General features: G+C 64.3%; 18 protein-coding genes and 1 pseudogene. 4 read left to right on the forward strand and 15 right to left on the reverse strand.

Annotated features, from left to right (window positions below):
- Positions 1-8: 8 nt before the first annotated feature.
- The 13 genes from G9Q37_RS15425 to G9Q37_RS15485 form a co-directional block, all read right to left on the reverse strand.
- On the reverse strand, positions 9-500 hold the full coding sequence (locus G9Q37_RS15425) for a TspO/MBR family protein (RefSeq protein WP_166228527.1): 492 nt from the start codon (positions 498-500) through the stop codon (positions 9-11).
- 516 nt (positions 501-1,016) lie between these two features.
- Positions 1,017-2,276 carry a type II toxin-antitoxin system HipA family toxin gene (locus G9Q37_RS15430; protein ID WP_166228529.1) on the reverse strand — a complete coding sequence of 420 codons (1,260 nt, stop codon included), beginning with the start codon at positions 2,274-2,276 and terminating at the stop codon, positions 1,017-1,019.
- A gap of 7 nt (positions 2,277-2,283) precedes the next feature.
- The gene (locus G9Q37_RS15435; RefSeq protein WP_166228531.1) at positions 2,284-2,571 is read right to left on the reverse strand and encodes a helix-turn-helix domain-containing protein; all 288 of its coding nucleotides are present in this window, start codon (positions 2,569-2,571) and stop codon (positions 2,284-2,286) included.
- A gap of 508 nt (positions 2,572-3,079) precedes the next feature.
- Entirely contained in the window at positions 3,080-4,039 is a 960-nt protein-coding gene (locus G9Q37_RS15440; RefSeq protein ID WP_166228532.1) for a PdxA family dehydrogenase, read from the reverse strand.
- Positions 4,036-5,079 (reverse strand): TRAP transporter substrate-binding protein, encoded by a 1,044-nt coding sequence (locus tag G9Q37_RS15445; RefSeq protein ID WP_166228534.1) that lies wholly within the window; start codon positions 5,077-5,079, stop codon positions 4,036-4,038. The genes G9Q37_RS15440 and G9Q37_RS15445 overlap by 4 nt, the downstream gene beginning before the upstream one ends.
- Positions 5,080-5,192: 113 nt before the next feature.
- Positions 5,193-6,641 carry an NAD-dependent succinate-semialdehyde dehydrogenase gene (locus G9Q37_RS15450; protein ID WP_166228535.1) on the reverse strand — a complete coding sequence of 483 codons (1,449 nt, stop codon included), beginning with the start codon at positions 6,639-6,641 and terminating at the stop codon, positions 5,193-5,195.
- Positions 6,642-6,661: 20 nt separating this feature from the next.
- Entirely contained in the window at positions 6,662-7,417 is a 756-nt protein-coding gene (locus tag G9Q37_RS15455) for an SDR family NAD(P)-dependent oxidoreductase (protein ID WP_166228537.1), read from the reverse strand.
- Positions 7,418-7,459: 42 nt separating this feature from the next.
- Positions 7,460-8,650, reverse strand: coding sequence for an NAD(P)/FAD-dependent oxidoreductase (locus tag G9Q37_RS15460; RefSeq protein WP_166228539.1), 1,191 nt, complete (start codon positions 8,648-8,650; stop codon positions 7,460-7,462).
- A complete protein-coding gene (locus G9Q37_RS15465) occupies positions 8,650-8,973 on the reverse strand; it encodes a 2Fe-2S iron-sulfur cluster-binding protein (RefSeq protein WP_166228541.1) in 324 nt (107 codons plus the stop codon). Before G9Q37_RS15465 ends, G9Q37_RS15460 begins: the two co-directional genes overlap by 1 nt.
- Before the next feature lie 32 nt (positions 8,974-9,005).
- Positions 9,006-10,223, reverse strand: coding sequence for a cytochrome P450 (locus tag G9Q37_RS15470; protein ID WP_166228543.1), 1,218 nt, complete (start codon positions 10,221-10,223; stop codon positions 9,006-9,008).
- An 18-nt stretch (positions 10,224-10,241) separates the two neighbouring features.
- The gene (locus G9Q37_RS15475; protein ID WP_166228545.1) at positions 10,242-11,276 is read right to left on the reverse strand and encodes a 2Fe-2S iron-sulfur cluster-binding protein; all 1,035 of its coding nucleotides are present in this window, start codon (positions 11,274-11,276) and stop codon (positions 10,242-10,244) included.
- Between the two features lie 2 nt (positions 11,277-11,278).
- Positions 11,279-11,755: an aromatic-ring-hydroxylating dioxygenase subunit beta gene (locus G9Q37_RS15480; RefSeq protein WP_166228547.1), complete on the reverse strand. Its 477-nt coding sequence runs from the start codon at positions 11,753-11,755 to the stop codon at positions 11,279-11,281.
- An 8-nt stretch (positions 11,756-11,763) separates the two neighbouring features.
- Positions 11,764-13,035 carry an aromatic ring-hydroxylating dioxygenase subunit alpha gene (locus tag G9Q37_RS15485; protein WP_166228549.1) on the reverse strand — a complete coding sequence of 424 codons (1,272 nt, stop codon included), beginning with the start codon at positions 13,033-13,035 and terminating at the stop codon, positions 11,764-11,766.
- 133 nt (positions 13,036-13,168) lie between these two features.
- Between G9Q37_RS15485 and G9Q37_RS15490 the strand changes: the two genes are divergently transcribed.
- Positions 13,169-13,945, forward strand: a complete 777-nt coding sequence (locus G9Q37_RS15490) for an IclR family transcriptional regulator domain-containing protein (protein WP_240936406.1) — start codon at positions 13,169-13,171, stop codon at positions 13,943-13,945.
- Between the two features lie 531 nt (positions 13,946-14,476).
- Here G9Q37_RS15490 and G9Q37_RS15495 read toward each other — a convergent pair.
- Complete coding sequence (locus tag G9Q37_RS15495) at positions 14,477-15,427, reverse strand: hydroxymethylglutaryl-CoA lyase (RefSeq protein WP_166228551.1); 951 nt, start codon at positions 15,425-15,427, stop codon at positions 14,477-14,479.
- A pseudogene (locus G9Q37_RS15500) lies at positions 15,424-15,723 on the reverse strand (CoA transferase); the annotation flags it as partial. The gene G9Q37_RS15495 and the pseudogene G9Q37_RS15500, both read right to left, overlap by 4 nt.
- A 59-nt stretch (positions 15,724-15,782) precedes the next feature.
- On the opposite strand from G9Q37_RS15500, the gene tnpA reads away from it, so the two are divergent.
- From tnpA to tnpC, 3 genes are all read left to right on the forward strand, one after another.
- Complete coding sequence (gene tnpA / locus G9Q37_RS15505) at positions 15,783-16,178, forward strand: IS66-like element accessory protein TnpA (protein WP_006217728.1); 396 nt, start codon at positions 15,783-15,785, stop codon at positions 16,176-16,178.
- Entirely contained in the window at positions 16,175-16,507 is a 333-nt protein-coding gene (tnpB, locus tag G9Q37_RS15510; RefSeq protein ID WP_003121550.1) for an IS66 family insertion sequence element accessory protein TnpB, read from the forward strand. The genes tnpA and tnpB overlap by 4 nt, the downstream gene beginning before the upstream one ends.
- Before the next feature lie 76 nt (positions 16,508-16,583).
- Positions 16,584-18,134 (forward strand): IS66 family transposase, encoded by a 1,551-nt coding sequence (gene tnpC / locus G9Q37_RS15515; protein WP_166228553.1) that lies wholly within the window; start codon positions 16,584-16,586, stop codon positions 18,132-18,134.
- Positions 18,135-18,141: the final 7 nt, after the last annotated feature.

An 18,141-nucleotide genomic window follows, 5' to 3' on the forward strand; every position in this document is an offset into this window, starting at 1 on the left:
ACGCGGGTTCAGGTGCCCAGCAGCGCGGGGTTGGCGCGCCACACCGTCCAGGTGAGCGCGGTGGCGAAGCTCACCCAGGCCCAATAGGGCAGCAGCAACAGCGCGGCGCCGCGGTGGCGGGTGAAGAACGCGGCCACGGTGGCGGCGATGAGCAGCCACAGCAGCACGACATCGGCAAAGGCCCAGTAGCCCAGGCGCCAGCCGAAGAACAGCCAGCTCCAGAGCGCGTTGGCCACGAGCTGCACCCCATAGAGCGAGAGGGCCCAGCGCGCGCCCTGCCAGCCGTGGCGGCGCCACACCAGCCAGGCGGCCACGGCCATCGACAGGTAGAGCACCGTCCAGACCGGCCCGAACACGCTGCCGGGCGGCGCCCACGGGGGCAGCGTGAGCGCGGCGTAGAAGGTTCGGGCGTCGGCAGACGCCCAGGCGCCGAGGGCGGCGGCGATGGCGGTGAACGCGATGAAGGCCATCAGGCCGGTGGTCGGGGATCGGCTGGGCATGGGGGCATGCTAGCCCGAAACGATCAAAACGTGACCGGTCAGTCACAAAGTTGAGCAAAAGCCCGGGCGCGGTTGCAGATGTGCGCGAAGAGAAACGTGTGCGGGGGGAGCAGACGCCGGCGTGAAGGACACCGGGTGGCGCGGCTGGCGGGGATCGAACCCACGACCCTTGGCTTCGGAGGGCCAAAAACCGATGCGTAGATACATCGGTTCCGCGATGTGCCAATCAGCATTTGTCAGCGTCGTTCATACGGATCAACGACTTAGCGCATCTGACTTGTGACATCCAACAGCGCCTGACTGCGACCACAACACTTCGGCTGTCACAAGTCCGCCACCAAAAGCGCGGCAGAGCACTGGTCCGTCGCCTCGGTCAACATGAGCATAGCCCACCACCTTCGATGCACTCGGAGCCCCCAGATGCTCAGCGCTACTCGGCTCGCCCGCGACTATATGCTGCCCGCCCTTTGAATGGAGCTCTGGTACCTCAAGCCCAGGAAGGTGGCGAGATTGCGCTCACGTTCTCGCGCCCGACTTGGTCAGTGAGGCAACTTCTCTGGCCAGTGCGAAGCCGTGTTCCCACGCTTCCTCAATCTTGGGCACCAAATCCTGTGGAACTCGCTCTTGATGCCGGATAGTAGACAGGGTACCTGCCATGGCGTCTGCTGCCTTCAGGATGAACTCGTGGGGCCGCTCGACGCCGCATGCACGACGGCCAAAGTCGAGAAGTTCCTTGGCCAAGGGGTACGTCCGGGTCTTGTCGCCCTTTCGCAGCTTCAGCGCCATGGTCCGATCCTCGATTTCCTCACCCGTGCCGAAGCGGGTGTACTTGTAGATCGAGGTGGTCAGCACGTCGAACATCGGCGCCAGGCGGATATCGGTCGGGCTGGAGTACAAGACACCGAAGTTCTTCAAGTGGGCGTCGCCGTTCCTCACCAGGATGGAAAACGCGACCTGCTGGAAAAACTTCTCCAGTTCAGGCTGAGGCATGCCAAGCTGGTTACGCAGCAGATCGGCGATCAACTCGTAGCTGCCGTGGTACTTGCGCTCGTCCAGCTTGTTGCGCACCTGCATGCCCAGCAGGGACGGGATGTCCTCGAAACCAAGACGTGAACCGTCGGCGGCGATGTCAAAGCGATCAAGCACCAGCAGGCCGCCATCGGCGCTTAGATCAAAGCCCGAGACTTCGATGCCCGCACGCTTCGCGGCGCTCATCGCAATGAACTCGTTGGCCGAGAGCCCGGGGTAGTAGTCCGGGCCACTCTTCACGATGAGGGTGGGCACCGGGATCGAGGCACGATCGGGCAGCATGATCTTGGGCTGAACGCCGGATACACCTGCGCCACTGGCCAGGTAGGCATCCACCAGCTCGGGAAACAACGCCTGGCTGTTGGTGCTGTTGAGCAGCGTTGCGCGATCGATCGTTGGTCCACCCACCCGCGCGGGCGCCCCGGGCAATCGAGCGCTGTTACGGCCAATGCTGTTGGTGCCGACGGCCAGCAGCAGATGCATCTCGGTGATGTTCTGCTTCGGAAACCGCGCGCGGATCTGCTCGTACAGGTAGCCCTCAGGCAGGTTCATGTCGAGCACCGGGAGCATGGCGTTGTTCTGGTAGACCGACGCCTGATCCGGGTTCATGAGCAGACTGAGCCAGGGGCCTCGATAGGCGCCGCTTTCATCGGGCTTGTAAGTGAACACATACTGTGACTCACGTCCCAGCAACCCGGCGGGCTTGGCCCCGATGTCAATCTCGAGCGCCTTGATGCGTTCGGGCATTTCCAGCTCAGCGCTCACCGTCCTCCCCCAGCTCGCGTGCGGTGTAGTCCTGCATCTCTGCCAGGCTCGGCAAGCCCCTCTTCTCCAGCCTGATCGAGTAGCCCATGGCCCGCAGGGCATCGAACAAGGAAGAAACGTAGACCTCATCCCCGCGCTCCAGGCGGTTGAGCACGTCGCGGCTTCGACCGCTGTCCTTCGAGAGCTGCACGGACTTGATCCCCAAGCGCTTTCGCAGGGCGCGAAGTTCGCGACCTAGATCGACAGGGTTGTTTATTTTGTCCACGATGCGAGTCATTTTATGAACAACAACAAACAACGTCCACCATATAGGACAAAAAAGTGGTTTGGTCGTGTTGCGTGGGACTGCGTGCCACGCGAGGAGCTCGTAAGCCTCACACCCGGTCAGCCCGGCAGGCGGAGTCCATGCTTGTCACCGCCCCAGACCAAGTCGATCGTTCCGCGGCGAGCCACTTTGGGGCCTTGGCGAACCCGCCAAACCGCGCCGAAACAACCGGGGCGGTTCATCTTGCCCATCTCTCGTTTGCGAAGGATTGGTCGTCCAGACATCTACCTCACGGTACTTGACCCCTCACGAGTTCAAGCAACACCAACTGCACAATCCACCCATTCCCAACCGGGCCGTCTTACAGGAATGAATGGTCCGAATACGCCGAGCAGGCCACCATCGCAACCGGCAGCAACCCAAACACTATGCCCAGCAGCATCCGTGGTCTTTGTCAGCCCATCAAACGCCGATACTCGCTGGCACTTCAACGGTGAGTCCCAATGTGTGAATCTTTCTGTTACAGAGGCTGATGCGTACCGGTTGCGCTAAGCAGGTCGATAGTTCGCAATAGAGCTGTGGGATCTGCAACACCAGCGCCCGCAATGTCCATTGCACTGCCATGCCCAACAGTTGACAGCACAACGTCAGCACCAATACTCAGGGCGCTTGCACCTTTAGGGGCAAGAAGTTTGACTGGAATATGACCCTGGTCATGGAAGATCGCAACGTATAGACCGTGCTGGCGGCGACTCAGTAGCTCATCGGCGCCGATTGGATCGCTTACCAAGTAACCTTCCTGACGGAGCCTATTCACCGCAGGAACAGTCAAGGCCTTGTCCTCGGGACCAAATAGACCACCCTCTGATGCGTGCGGATTGATTCCGAACATTCCAACGGTGAGCAGTTCGCTGCCGATTCTCTCACTAGCCGCAACACCGCATCTTGTGGCCGCGCAGATAAGGTCAACCGTCAACCGATCGAGCGCATCGCGAACGCTTTCATGCAGAGTGACATGGACGATACGTAGCCCACCGCCCACGAGCATCAGAAACACTTCGCTCGATGCTAGGCCGCACACACGCGCAAGCAGCGAGGGATAGCCACTAAATGGAATGCCCGCCAATGAAACCGCCGTCTCATGATGAGGGCAGGCAATGACTGCATCGCATTCACCGGCCTGCGTCGCGAGAATGGCTGCTGTTGCACTTGCCACTGCAGAGGCTCCAGCCGCTGCATTCACCTCGCCTGGGCGTGCCGATTCAGAGTCCAAAGAGCCAGCCTCTTTATGGCGGACTGATGCCAGCAATGTGGTCATGCCTAGGCGTTCCGCTGTGGCATGCAACACATCCCCAGGACCGAACACCGTGAAGCGGAACAGGCTGGCCGCAGGCTGGGCGGCCAGCGCTTTTAGGGCAATCTCCGGCCCGATCCCGTTGGGATCACCCAAGGCCAGAGCAATGCGGTTGGGGACGCTCATGCGGGCTTGTACTTTGCGATTAGTGCCCTCGCACCTGCCAACAGCCTCTCACCGTCGGCCCCACGCCGGTTCATATCCTGCACCCATTCGGCAGCGATATCGCCGGTGAGTTTGATGAACTCCTGCGTTTCTGCATCTGTGAACACATGCACCTTATTGCCTCGATCGGTTGCCGCCTTGCGACTAACAGGATCGACGTCCTGCTGCACTTTTCCGAACCATACCGATGTCTCGACGCCAGAGTTGTCGTCGATGACCTTGCGCAGGTCAGCGGGTAGCGAGGCGTAGCGTGCCTTGTTCATCACCATTACGAAAGCGGTGTTGTATAGAGCAGGCTTTCCCGGCGCGAACTCGCTGTGATGCTGCGCAAGCTCATGCATCTTCACTGAGGTAATCACTTCCCATGGCAGTGCCGCACCGTCGATCACCCCCTTGGAGATGGCGTCAGGAATCTGGGGCAGCGGCATGCCCACCGCAGTGGCACCGGCGGCATTGAGTAGTTTGGTGGCCTGGCGAGTCGGGCCGCGCATCTTGAGACCGCGAAGGTCAGCCGCGCGCAGGATGGGCTTGCTGCGCGAGTGCAGAACGCCCGGTCCGTGCGTGTGAAAGGCCAACGGTTGCACATCCTTGAATTCGTCAGCGGCGTAGGTCTGCAAATACTCCCAGGCAGCACGCGAGGCTCCAACGGCGTCGTGAGTCATGAAGGGCAACTCGAACACCTCAGTGCGGGGAAAGCGTCCTGGGGTGTTGCCAGCCAGTGTCCAGACGATGTCAACTACGCCGTCGCGAGCTTGGTCGAACAGCTGCAGGGGCGTACCGCCGAGCTGCATGGCTGGATAACCTTCAAACTTGATCCGCCCTCCCGATGATTGCTCGACCTTGGCCATCCATGCTTTGTGTGCGTTGAGATACACATTGGACGTTGGCGCCATGAAGGTATGAAACTTGAGCGTCACGGCCTGCTGTGCGAAGGCGCCCAGTCCGGGCGCGCCAACGGTAGCCGCAATGGCGGCTGACTTCAGAACGGTTCTACGGTACATTTAGATTGTCTCCATGAAGTTGAGGGCAAAACCATCCCTCTCCCTTGCGCACGGGATGCCGTGGCCGGTCCGCAGGATGAGGTCGGACCAGAGCGTTGTGTTTGGGGGTTCAGTCAGGCCGGGCTGGCTTGTGATACGAATTTGGTAATCAGGTAGCCATCGAAGGTTTCGCTGCCTCCCTCGCTTCCAATACCGCTGTCCTTGACGCCGCCAAAGGGCGTTTCGGCGAGCGTGATGCCGAAGTGGTTGACGTTGACCATACCCACCTCGAGGTCGTTGACCACGCGGGTGGAGGTCTTGATGGAGTTGGTGAACACGAAGCCCGTCAGGCCGAAGGGCAGCGCATTAGCGCGGCGCAGCACCTCGTCGATGTCCCGAAAGCGAGTGAAAGGCGCCAGCGGGCCGAAGGACTCTTCAACCATCACCCGCGCGTCGTCGGGCACATCGGTAAGCACAGTGGGCGGGAAGAAGTGGCCGGTACCCGGAAGGCGCTGGCCGCCGCATGCCACTCGGGCACCCCGCTCCAGGGCATCGTTCACAAAGTCGTCCATTGCATCGACACGGCGCGCATGCGCGAGCGGGCCCATCTGCGTGTTCTCGGCCAGACCGTCGCCCACCTTGAGGCTGCCGTATATGGCCGTGAAGAGCTCCAGGAACTGTTCGTAGACGCCTTCCTGAATGTAGAAACGACTGGGCGCAATGCAGAGTTGCCCGGCGTTGCGCGCCTTGAAGCGCGCGAGCAACTGGGCCGCGGCCTCCACGTCGGCGTCCTCGAAGACGATCACTGGCGCGTGGCCGCCAAGCTCCATGGTGATGCGCTTCATGTGCGCGCCTGCTAGCGCGGCGAGCTGTTTTCCTACCGCCACGGAACCGGTGAACGACACCTTGCGCGAGATCGGCGAGGTGATGAGGTGATGCGACACCTGCGCAGGATCGCCCCAGACCACGTTCAGCACACCCGGCGGTAGGCCGGCGTCGTGGAACAGGCGGGCCAGTGCCACCACGGCGCTGGGCGAGTCTTCCGGTCCCTTGAGCACCAGCGTGCAGCCCGCGCCGATGGCCGCGCACATCTTGCGGATGGCCTGGTTGAAGGGAAAGTTCCAGGGTGTGAAGGCCACGCACACGCCCACCGGCTCGCGCAGCACCATCTGGCGCACGTGCGGCTGGCGCGGCGGAATCACGCGGCCGTAGATGCGACGGCATTCCTCCGCGTGCCACTCCGCGTGTTCGGCGCAGGTGTTGACCTCGAGCAGGGCCTCGGCCAGGGGCTTGCCCTGGTCGAGCGTGAGCTCTCGTGCGATCTGCGGCGCGCGTTCGCGCGTGAGCTCGGCCACACGGCGCAGGATCTTCGATCGCTCAAGCGGCGACGACTGCCGCCACGTGGCGAAGGCGCGCTGAGCTGCCTGCAGCGCACGGTCCAGGTCATCGATGCGCGCGTGCGGCAGCGAGCCGATCCGCTGACCAGTAGCGGGGTTGACGATGTCCTGGTGGCGGCGGTCGCCACCGGTGATGAACTCGCCGTCGATGTAGAGGTAGGAGGGCCCGTAGGCGGTGTCGGTCATGTGAGGACTGGCTCGCTGGCTCAGATGAAGACCGATCCGCCATCGACGGCGATGGTCTGGCCGGTGATGAAGCCCGCGCCATCGCTGGCGAGAAACAGCAGGGCACCCACCAGGTCTTCGGGCACTTGGTCGCGCTGCAGCGACCGGCTGGTCTTGCGCACCACGTCGCCCATCTGGCTGTGCAGGTCGTTCTGCAGCACGCCGTCGCTCAGCGTGAAGCCGGGCGAGATGGCGTTGACGGTGATGTTGTCCTTGCCCAGCTCACGCGCCAGCGAGCGCGTGAAGGCAACGACCGCGCCCTTGCTGGCCACGTAGTGCAGCAGGTTGGGCGTGCCCTTGTTGATCGTGGTCGATGCGATGTTGACGATGCGGCCGAAGCCGTTGCGGCGCATCGCGGGCACCGCGGCCTTGGCGCACACAAAGGGCCCCAGGGTGTTGACCTCCATCACCCGCATCCATTCCTCGTTCGGGATCTGCTCGAACGGCCGCATCGCCAGCGTGGTGAACAGGCCCGCGTTGTTCACCAGCACATCGAGCCGGCCGAAGGTGTTGACCGCCTTGTCGACCATGGCCTGCACGGCGGCCGGGTTGACCACATCGGTGTCGGCGCCGATCGCCTGATGGCCTTCGGCAACCAGGCGTTGTGCGGCGTCTTCAGCGCCGCGCAGGTCGGCGATGACCACGCGGTGGCCGGCTTGCGCCAGGGCCTTCGAGAAGGCGAAACCGATGCCGCTGGCGCCGCCAGTGATCGCAATGACGCGGGAGGGGTTGCTCATGTCTTGTCTTTCCTGAAGTGCGGGAGGTGGGAAGGGGAGGGCTCAGGCGAGGGCGAGCGTCGCCTCTGTCAGTGCCTTGCGCGCGCGCATGTGGGCACTGGGGTCGTTGAGGGATTCGACCGCGACGAGCTGGCCATCGCGCCAACGTTGCACGGAGAAACGGTCGCTGTCCGGATCGCCGTCGATGCGGGCCTCGTCGTCAGGGCGCGCCAGGCCGGCGATCTGCAGGCGGCAGGCGCCTTGCTCGCTCCAGAACCACGGCAGCTTGTCGTACGGTGCGCCGGCCGCGCCGGTGCAGCTGCGCAACCGGGTGGCGATGTGGCGCGCCTGATCGACCGCGGCCTGGACCGATTCGATGCGCACGCGCTCACCGCGCCAGGGAAAGTTTGCGCAGTCGCCTAGCGCGGAGATTGCGGGGTCAGCGGTGAGCAGTTGTTCGTCGACCGCGATGCCGTTGTCGGTGGCGAGGCCGGCGTCGCGTGCCAGCTGGTCGTTCGGCGTGACGCCGATCGCGATCACCACGAGATCGGCGGCAATGCGTTCGCCATGGACCAGTTGCACGGCCTGCACCTGGCCATCGTCGCCGTGACCGCCTTCAAAACCCGCGAGCCGCGCACCGAAATGCAGCCGCGCGCCTTGCGACACATGCCAATCGATCAAGTACTGTGCCATGCGCGTCGACAGCGCGCGCTGCAAGGGCCGCTCGGCCGCTTCGATGACATCTATCTCGCGCCCGAGAGCGCGTGCCACGGCCGCCAGTTCGAGACCGATAAAGCCCGCACCCACCACGGCGATGCGCTGCGCCTGCCCGATTCGTTCGCGCAGGGCTTGCGCGTCGGCCAGGGTTCGCAGCCCGAACAAGCCCTTGAGCGAGGCGCCGGGCACATCGGGCCAGCGCACGCGCGCCCCGGTGGCCAGCACCAGATGGTCGTAGGGGAGTGTCTGGCCATTGCTCAGGCGCGCGCAATGTGCGGCGCGATCGATGGCCTCGACGCGCACGGGCGACAGCACCTCCAGGCGCAGGCGCTCATAGAGGGCCGCGGGCCGCAGAAGCAGCCCTTCGGCGGTGACGGTGCCCTTGAGGAATGCCTTGGACAGCGGCGGGCGCTGGTAGGGCAGGCCGGGCTCATCGCCCACCATCGTGATGGGTCCTTCATGCCCGGCTTCGCGCAGCGAGGCCGCGAGCTGGAAGCCGCCCTGACCGGTGCCGACGATGACGATGCGCGAGGCCATCACACCTGGCGTTCGGGGATGTTGACCACGAGCGTTTCCATGCCCGGGGCAAGCACCAGCTGGCAACTGAGGCGGCTGTTGTCGCGCCGTTCACTCGCGGCACTGGCGAGCATGGCGTCCTCCACCTCGCTGACCGGCGGCAAACCGGCGAGCGAACCTTCGTCGACATAGACGTGGCAGGTGGCACACATGGCCGATCCGCCGCACTCGGCCACGATGCCGGGAACGCCATGTGCCATGGCGGTGGCCATGACGGTGCTGCCGACGTCGGCAGTGATGGTCTGTCGCGAGCCGTCGGGCTGAACGTAAACGATGCTGGGCATGAGGGTTTCCTTGGGTTCTGCGGATGGGCGGTTCAGTGAACGGCGGCGAGCGAAGGCTCCACCGACACGGGCAGGGACTTGAGGCCGCGCACGGTGTTGTTGAAGTGCAGCACGGGTTCGCCTTCGCGGTGAATGCGGGCCACACGGCGCGCCAGCGCGGTGAGCAGCACCTCGCCCTCCAGGCGCGCCATCATCTGGCCGGCGCAGCCGTGGATGCCGGCGCCGAAGCCGGTGTGGCCGGTGGCCCGGCGGGTGATGTCGAAGGTGTCGGCGCCGGGCCAGCGGCGCGGGTCGCGGTTGGCCGATGCGATGAACACGGCCACCTTCTGTTCCGGCTGCAGCGTGATGCCGTCCACCTCCACCGCTTGCGTGGTGGTGCGGTAGAAGGAATGGAAGGTCGGGTCGTAGCGCAACACTTCCTCCAGTGCCTGGCGCGCCAGCGAGGGGTTCTCGTGCAACAGCGCCCATTGCTCCGGATGCGCGGTGAAGCTGACAATGGCATTGCAAAGGGTGAAGATCGTGGTGTCCAACCCGGCCGAGAGCAGCGTGCGCACCAGCATGCTTGCCTCTTCGTGCGTGATCTCGCCATCGTCGGCGGCAGCGTAGAGCTGCGCGCCCAGGCCGTCCGTGGTGAGCGCTTCGCGGCGGCACACCTGGGCGATCCAGTTCACCGCTTCGCCCGAGGTCTTCATGCGCTCGTGGAAGCGTTCGTTGATCGGACCGAAGCCGTTGAACACCATGTCGCCGTAGGGCAGCAGGTGCTCGCGTCCCTCGGCGGGCAGGCCCACCGCATCGCCGAAGGCCTTGGTCGGGAAGGCCTCGCACAGCTCGCGGGCGATGTCGAAGGAGCCGCGCTCCACCAGTTCATCGACCATGCGCGCGGCCACGGCTTCGAAGGTGGAACGCAGCCGGCCGATGGAGGCAGGCGAGAGCACGCGAGCCACCACCTTGCGGATGCGGCCGTGGTTCGGCGGATCGGCCTCCAGGATGATGCTGGGCTTGCGCCAGGGCGTTTCGGTGTGGAAGTTGGCCAGACCGACGCCGGCGCTGGAGCAGAACAGGTCGGGCTTGGACAGCACCGCATGCACCTGCTCGTGGCGCGCGACAGCCAGTGCTCCATAGCGCTCCAGCCACACCCACGGGCCCGCCTCGCGCAGTCGCTCGTAGTGCGGGTAGGGGTTGGCCAGCACGGCGCTGTCGTAAGGGTCGAAGTCGCTGACGGGAACTCCGCTGTAGGGGTTGGCGTGCATCGTGGGTCTCCTGTGGGTTCAGTCGGCGAGGGCGGCCGCGGGGCGCGTGGCCACGGCAAAGGCGTCGCAGAAAAAGGCGTCGGGTGAAAGGCCGCGCAAGGCGGTGAAATCGTGGCGCGCGGCGGCCACCATGGGCGGTGCGCCACAGGCGTACACCACATGCGCCGCCAGGCTGGCGTGGTCGGCCAGCACCGCCTCGTGCACGAGACCGGTGCGCCCCTGCCAACTGTCGCCCGCGGTGGGTTCGGAGATCACCGGCTCGAACCGGATGCCGCGGGTTGCCGCCCAACCTCGCGCGAGATCCAGCAGGTACAGGTCGCGCGGCGTGCGCGCGCCCCAGTAGAGGCTGATGTCGCGCTGCAGGCCGCGGCGGAACGCGTCTTCCAGCATCGACTTGAGGGGGGCGAAGCCGGTGCCGCTGGCCAGCATCACCACCGGTCCTTCGTGCTGCTCGCGCCAGTGGAAGTCGCCGTGCGGGAGTTCCACCTCGACCGTGTCGCCCGCGGCGAGCCCGCCGGAGAGGCATTGCGAGAACGCGCCATCGGGCAGCACGCGGATGTGCAGTTCGGCACCGTCGTTCTGGTGCGGTGGGTTGGCCATCGAGTAGCTGCGGCGCTGGCCATCGGGCAGCAGTACCTGCAGGTACTGGCCGGCCTGAAAGCGCACCTTCTCGCCCGCCGGGAACCGCAGCTTCATGCGCACCACGTCGCTGGCCAGCCAGTCCAGCCGCATCACGCGGGCGGCCACGCGGCGGCGCGCCAGCGGATCGATGCGCGTGAGCGTGCGCGGCTCGATGACCAGGTCGCTCAAGGGCCGGGCCTGGCAGAACAGGGCCATCCCTTGTGCGCGCTCGGCATCGCTGAGCGCGTGGTCGCCAGCGCGGCCCGGGGCCACGCGGCCCGACAGCACACGGCCTTTGCAGCTGGCGCACACACCGGCGTTGCACGAATAGGGCAGCTCCCAGCCGGCCTGGCGCACCGCCTCCAGCACCGACTGGTCTTCTGCGCAGGCAATGGGTTCGTCGAGCCCGACCACCTGAATGCGGTAGGACATGCTCACAGCGGAATCGCCAGCAGGGTGTCGATGGCGTGGCTGTCGCACACCACGTCGCGCTGCGCGATGCGCAACTCGCCGTCGGCGTCGATGACGAGTCGGTCGATGTAGCGTCCGCTGGCGAACACGCTGGTTTCGCCGGTGCGCATGATGCGAATCACGAGGAACGGTGTTTCGCAATGGCGGCCCTGGAGCGTTTCGTCGAGCAGGGCCGGCATGCCGAGCAGGTGCCGGTAGCGCTGGCGTTCGTACACGTTGGCCCGGCGCAGCGAGAGGATTCGATCGCCGAGCATGGCGCGCGAGTCGGCGTAGATCAGCGCAGCCGACAGGCCCTGGCGGTGGTTGTCCTCGGTGGTGACTCGGTAGAGGCAGTCCTCGGTGAAGAAGCCGGGCCAGTCTTCCAGGTGGTCATTGTCGATGCAGCGCGCGTAGTGCGAGTTCAGTTGCATCACGGCTTGCGTGTCGATGGTGTTGTTCATGACCGCGTTCATGCCGAAGGACCTTCCATGTGGGCGCGGTAAGCCTTCCAGAAGCCACGCACCGAGGCTTCGGTGGTGCGGCTGGTCTGCGTGTGCACGCTCTCGCCACCCATTTCCACCACGGCGTTGTCGTCTTGCGCGGTGGCAATGCCTCGTTGCACGAAGCCGCCCACCGCGCCGTCTTCCATCGAGACGAAGCCCGCCGGCCCGATCAGGTTGCTCTGCTTGTGGCGCATGGTGCGCAGCTCGGGGGTGTCATCGGCGAAGCCGAGGTAGGTCCAGTTGAGGGCGGTGCTGTCCACACCTTCGGGCAGCACCTGGCGCACGGCGATGGTGTTCTGGATCTGCGCGAGCACGAAGCCCGGGAACACCGAGAGGATCTGCAGCGTCACGCCGTCGCCGAACTCGTCCACGCCCTTGAGCAGGCTGGTGTCGGCCAGACGGAAGTCGTCCTTCTCGGATCGCAGCTCTTCCTTGTCGTAGTCCTGGCCCTTGTCGCTGCCCGGGTCGATGGCGGAGAAGCTGATGTGGTTGCCGCCGCACTCGCTGACCACCACGCCGCCTTTCTGCGACAGCCGGTTGAGGCGGAAAGTCGTGAAGAACACGTGCAGCAGGCTGGCGTGGTAGGTGTCGCGCACGTTCTCCACGTAGAGCTTCCAGTTGTTGGGCAGGGTCTGCTTGAAGCGGCCCAGCACCTCCACCGGCTTGTGCAGCACCCGGGCGATGCCGCGCGCGATCTCGGGACCGAGGTAGTCCTCGAGGTCGGGCACGTCCTCGCTGGCGCTGCCGAACACCAGGCCGCAGTAGACGGCCGTGCGCAGCTTGCGCGGGCTGTGACTCTTCATGCAGAAGGACGGGTCCATGCCGCCCTGGCCGTTGACGCCGTTCTGGAAGGCGATGCCCTTGAGGTTGCCCTGGCAGTCGTAGCGCCACGCGTGGTAGACGCACTGGAAGTCCGTGGCGTGGCCACTGTCTTCCAGCACGATGAGTGCGCCGCGGTGCGAGCAACGGTTCTCGAAGGCGTAGATCTCGCCGTCGGTGTCGCGCGCCACGACCACCGGCATGCGCCCGAGGAAGGTGGTGCGGAAGTCACCGGGCTGGGGCAGCTCGGCTTCCAGGCAGAGGTAGTTCCAGGTCACGCCTTCGAAGATGCGTTGCTGCTCGGCGGTGGCCAGGTCTTGGTCCTGGTACACGCGGTAGGGGATGCGCGTGAGCGAGGGAGAGGGCCAGAACCGCAGCGGGGCTGGGTCTGGGGTGCTGGCGGGATGGGGGGCATTCATGGCGTGAGTGGTTCGGTTACCGAACCATTTGTCGTTCAGTGAACACAACTGTATTTTCCCGTTTTCACGAGGTCAACGAAATCCGGTAAAGTTTTCGCATATCGAACAAGAACAAACGGAAAGGCAGAACCGCATGGACAGTGAAGTGCGCGACGGCGTCGACAAGGAATACGTGATGGGCCTGGAGAAAGGTCTGTTGCTGATCGAGGCCTTCGGGGTGAGCAACGCGCCCATGACGCTGAGCCAGGCGGCAGAAATCACCGGCCACTCGAAGGCGTCCACACGCCGCCTTTTGCTGACCCTGGTGAAGCTGGGTTACGCGCGCTGCGATGGACGAATGTTCTCTCTAGAGCCGCGAACATTGCGGCTCGTGCACGCCTACGTGCACTCCACTCCGCTCACCAAGGTCGCCCAGCCTATTCTCGAGTTCACGAGTGAGCGGGCCCGCGAGTCAGCATCGCTGGCCGTGCTGGATTCGCAGTTCGTCGTTTTTGTAGCTCGTTCAACGCGACGGAGAAGTCTTTCATTTGGGCTAGGGATTGGCGCGCGCCTGCCAGCCTACTGCTCGGCCACAGGACGGGTACTAATGTCCTCTCTCAGTGATGTGGAGATCACCTACCGGCTTGGGCGTATGGCAAGACCAGCACTCACACCCCACACCAAGACCGAGCCGGAAGCGATCCTTGAAGACATACGCTGGATTCGAAAGTACGGCTTCTCTGTCAATGATCAAGAGTTAGAGTTGGGTTTGCGATCGATCGCGGTACCTATACGCAATGGGAGTGGTGAATTGGTCGCTGCAATCAGCCTATCGGTTACGACATCGCGCATGTCACTGGACGACATGGTGAACAAGTTGCTTCCTGAGCTTGAGGTCGCACGGCGTACATTCGAATCTCAACTGTCATGATCTTCTAGAGCAAGACTCGTTACTCAGTTCACCGCAAGACGCTCCACAACATATACCCCTTCTCGCTCCCGAGCAGAGGTGGCTAGTTCAATGAACTGAGGCTTTGCCGCTGATGTTGTCTCCAACCGGTCGCAAAATCGGAACGTCCGAAGATGACGGACCGGCACCCCACACTGAACCCCTTACCGTCAGCAGCGGTCTTTCCGCGCAGAGAGCACGATGCCTGCAGCAACGGCACTTATTCGACCTGAGGTCGCTCAGCTAACCGCGTCCGGAGTACGAGGCGGGCTCCGAATTTCCCAGGTGCGGGGATCGAAGAGGCGCGGCTCGCTGATTGCGCGACTGCTCGTAGCCGCGGATTGGCGCACCGCGGGCGCCACATGGCGCCGGGGGGTCACCGCAGCCGCACTGCTAGATCCTCGATGCGCCTCGTTGGTGCGAGTCCGATGAACCCCTCACCGGCATCAGCTCGCTAGTGCCGCTGGGCCACTACGCCTTCGCGGCGCGTGATGCGTACACGGCCAATAGTGACTATCCGCTAGGCTTCCGAAGGCCTTCCGGCACCGGATAGCGACGCGTGGACAGGCCTGCCTTCATGACCTGGCCGGGGACGTCGTGCTCCACGATCTGCGCGATGCGGCGCGAGCAGGCGATCAACGCTTCCAGATAGACGCCGGTGTCGAAGCCCATCGCTTCGAACATGTGCACCATGTCCTCGGTGCAAACGTTGCCACTGGCGCCCGGAGCGAACGGACACCCGCCGAGCCCGGCGATCGAGGAGTCGAAGCGAATGATCCCTGCCTGCAACGCCGCCAGGGCATTGGCGAGTCCCATTCCGCGCGTGTTGTGGAAATGCGCGGCGAGCTCGACCTCGGGCCAGCGCTCCACCACACGCGCGCAAAGCTCATACACTTGGCGCGGGTGGGCCATGCCAGTGGTATCACACAGCGTCAGTCGCCTGATGCCGAGGTGAACGATCTGCTCCACCAGGCCGAGCACGCGCTCTGGCGGCACCTCGCCATCGAAGGGACAACCGAAGGCGGTGGAAAGGGAGGCGCAAAGGGCGACCCTACTGTCCACGACAGCGGCGATTTCGCGGAACTGCTCCAGCGACTGCTCCGGTGTCATCCGCAGGTTGGCCAGACCGTGCGTCTCGCTGGACGACATCACCAGGTTGAATTCATCCAGCCGGGTCATCAGCGCGCGGCGGGCGCCGCGAACATTGGGCACCAGCGCCGTGAATTCGACACCGGGAACGCGCTCGATGCGCGCGAGCACCTCCTCGGCATCAGCCAGGGACGGGATCGCCTTTGGCGAGGTGAAGGAGGTCACCTCGAGCTTGGCCAGGCCGGTGCGACCAAGCGCATTGATCAGATCGACCTTGGTGTCGGTGGGCACGAAGATGGGTTCGTTCTGGAAGCCGTCACGAACCGAGACCTCCTGGATGTAGAGCCGCCGGGGGCTGGGCAGCAGCGCCGTCATCGAGCGCTCCCGGCCACGACCCCGCGACGCTTCAGCTCGCTGATCTGCTGCGCACTCAGGCCTATTTCCGCCAGTACTGCATCGGTGTCCTGTCCCAGTGCCGGCGCACTACATCGATGCTCACCCGGTGTGCGGGACAGTTTGGGAACGATGCCCGGAACGGAAAGCTGGGTTCCATCCTCCATCCGAACCGTGTCCAGCATGCCGCGTGCACGGTAGTGCGGATCCGCCGCAATGTCGGCGATCGTGTAGATCCGTCCCGCCGGCACGCCGGCGCGATCCAGCGCCGCGAGAACTGTAAGCGTCCGGCAATCCCATCTTGAGATAGACCCAGTGTCGAGGCATCGTGTGCACGATGAACATCACGCACACTATGGCGAACGACACGATCGCCCAGCGCCCCAAGCGGCACTACTACTCCCCGGAACTTAAAGGCCAGATCGTGGCCGAATGCCAGGTCTCCGGCGCGTCAGTGGCCGGCGTAGCGCTTGCACACGGAATCAACGCCAACATCGTTCATCGCTGGATGCGCGAGCAAGCAGACTCCCTGTTGCCAGCGCCCCGGAATGAGTTCGTTGCGCTGAATCTGCCTCCACCAGTTGAACAGCTCCCAGCAACCGAGACCAGCTCGCCGCCCGTGTCGCGTGCGATTCGCGTTGATGTTCGGCGCAGCGCCAGCGTAGTCACCGTGAACTGGCCCCTGGAAGATGCAGCGTCATGTGCAGCGTGGCTGCGCGACTGGCTCCGATGATCCGCATTGATGCGCTGTGGCTCTCCACCGAGCCGCTGGACATGCGAGCAGGCACCGAGACGGCGCTCGCCCGGGTAGTGGCTGTCTTTGGCGCAGCGCGCCCACACCACGCCTATCTGTTCGCCAATCGACGAGCCAACCGCATGAAGGTGCTGGTGCACGACGGCATCGGTGTCTGGCTGGCGGCCCGGCGCCTGAATAGCGGCAAGTTCGTCTGGCCGCGCGATGCCGCCACCACCGCCACACTCAGCCGAACGCAGTTCGATGCGCTCGTGCTGGGCCTGCCCTGGAAGAACGTCGGCGAGGCTGGAGTCATCACTGTACTTTGAGTGCTCCGGTCGTTGGCCAGGCAATCAGCGCTTGCACCGATGCGCGAATGTGATGTTAGCCGCATCATCTTCTCCCGTGATCACCGCAGACCACCTTGACACCCTGGAGCCGCAGCAGATGCGAGCGGCCCTGCTGTCGTTGATGGGTGAGCTGGCCGAGCGAGACGGCGTGATCGCACGCCAGGGCCAAGAGGCGGTCTTCAAGCAGGCGCAGATCGACAAGCTCACGCACGAGAACGCACTGCTCAAGCGCATGAAGTTCGCCGCACAGTCGGAGCGCTTCAGCGCCGAGCAGAAGAGCCTGCTCGATGAATCGCTGGATGAGGACCTGCAGGCGGTGGCCGATGAGATCGAGCAGGCCACGCCGCCAGTGGCAGGCCGCCAAGACAAGCAAGTCACCAAACGCGCACCCCTGCCGGCCAACCTGTCGCGGCGCGAGATCCGCCACGAGCCCGAGTCCACCACCTGCGCCTGCGGTTGCCAGATGAAGCGCATCGGCGAGGACGTGGCCGAGAAGCTGGACTACGCGCCCGGCGTGTTCACGGTGGAGCGCCACATCCGGGGCAAGTGGGCCTGTGCCCAGTGCGAGACGATTCACCAGGTGCCTGTCGATCCTCACATCATCGACAAAGGCATCCCTACCACTGGGCTACTGGCGCAAGTGCTGGTGGCCAAGTACGCCGACCACCTGCCGCTGTACCGCCAGGAAGCGATCTTCGGCCGCGCCGGCCTAGCCATCCCCCGCTCCACGCTGGCGCAATGGGTGGGCTCGTGTGGCGTGCAGTTGCAGCCACTGGTTGACGCCATGAGGACAGAGCTGCTGCAGCGCCGCGTGCTGCATGCCGACGAGACGCCGGTGTCCATGCTCAAGCCGGGCAACGGCAAGGCGCACCGGGCGTACCTATGGGCCTATGCCACGGGCGCCTTCGAGAACATCAAGGCGGTCGTCTACGACTTCTGCGAATCGCGCTCGGGCGAACACGCCCGGCGCTTCCTGGGCGACTGGAGAGGCAGCCTCACCTGTGACGACTTCAGCGGCTACAAGGCCTTGATCGCAAGTGGTGTGACCGAGGTCGGCTGCCTGGCGCACGCGCGGCGCAAGTTCTTCGATTTGCACGCGGCGAACCAAAGCCAGATCGCCGAGGTCGCGCTGCAGCAGTTCGCGCGGGTCTACGAGATCGAGCGTGAGGTCAAGGAGATTGCGACCGATCAGCGCCAAACCATCCGGCAACAACAAACGAAGCCGCTGCTTGATGCCTTGCACCAGTGGATGGTGCTGCAACGCCAGAAGGTGCCGGAAGGCTCGGCAAGCGCCAAAGCGCTGGACTACAGCTTGCGGCGCTGGGAGGCTTTGACCCGGTTCGTCGATGACGGACAGCTGCCCGTGGACAACAACTGGATCGAGAACCAGATTCGGCCGATTGCCATTGGCCGCAACAACTGGCTCTTTGCGGGCAGCCTACGAGCTGGTCAGAGGGCAGCAGCCGTCATGACGCTCATCCAGTCAGCACGACTCAATGGGCATGATCCCTATGCGTATCTCAAGGACGTTTTGGCTCGCTTGCCGACGCAACGGGTTAGCCTGGTTCACGAGTTGCTACCGCATCGTTGGTTCGCACCGAGCTGAATGTCGT

It is taken from the genome of Hydrogenophaga crocea, from assembly GCF_011388215.1.
Lineage (GTDB): Bacteria > Pseudomonadota > Gammaproteobacteria > Burkholderiales > Burkholderiaceae_C > Hydrogenophaga > Hydrogenophaga crocea.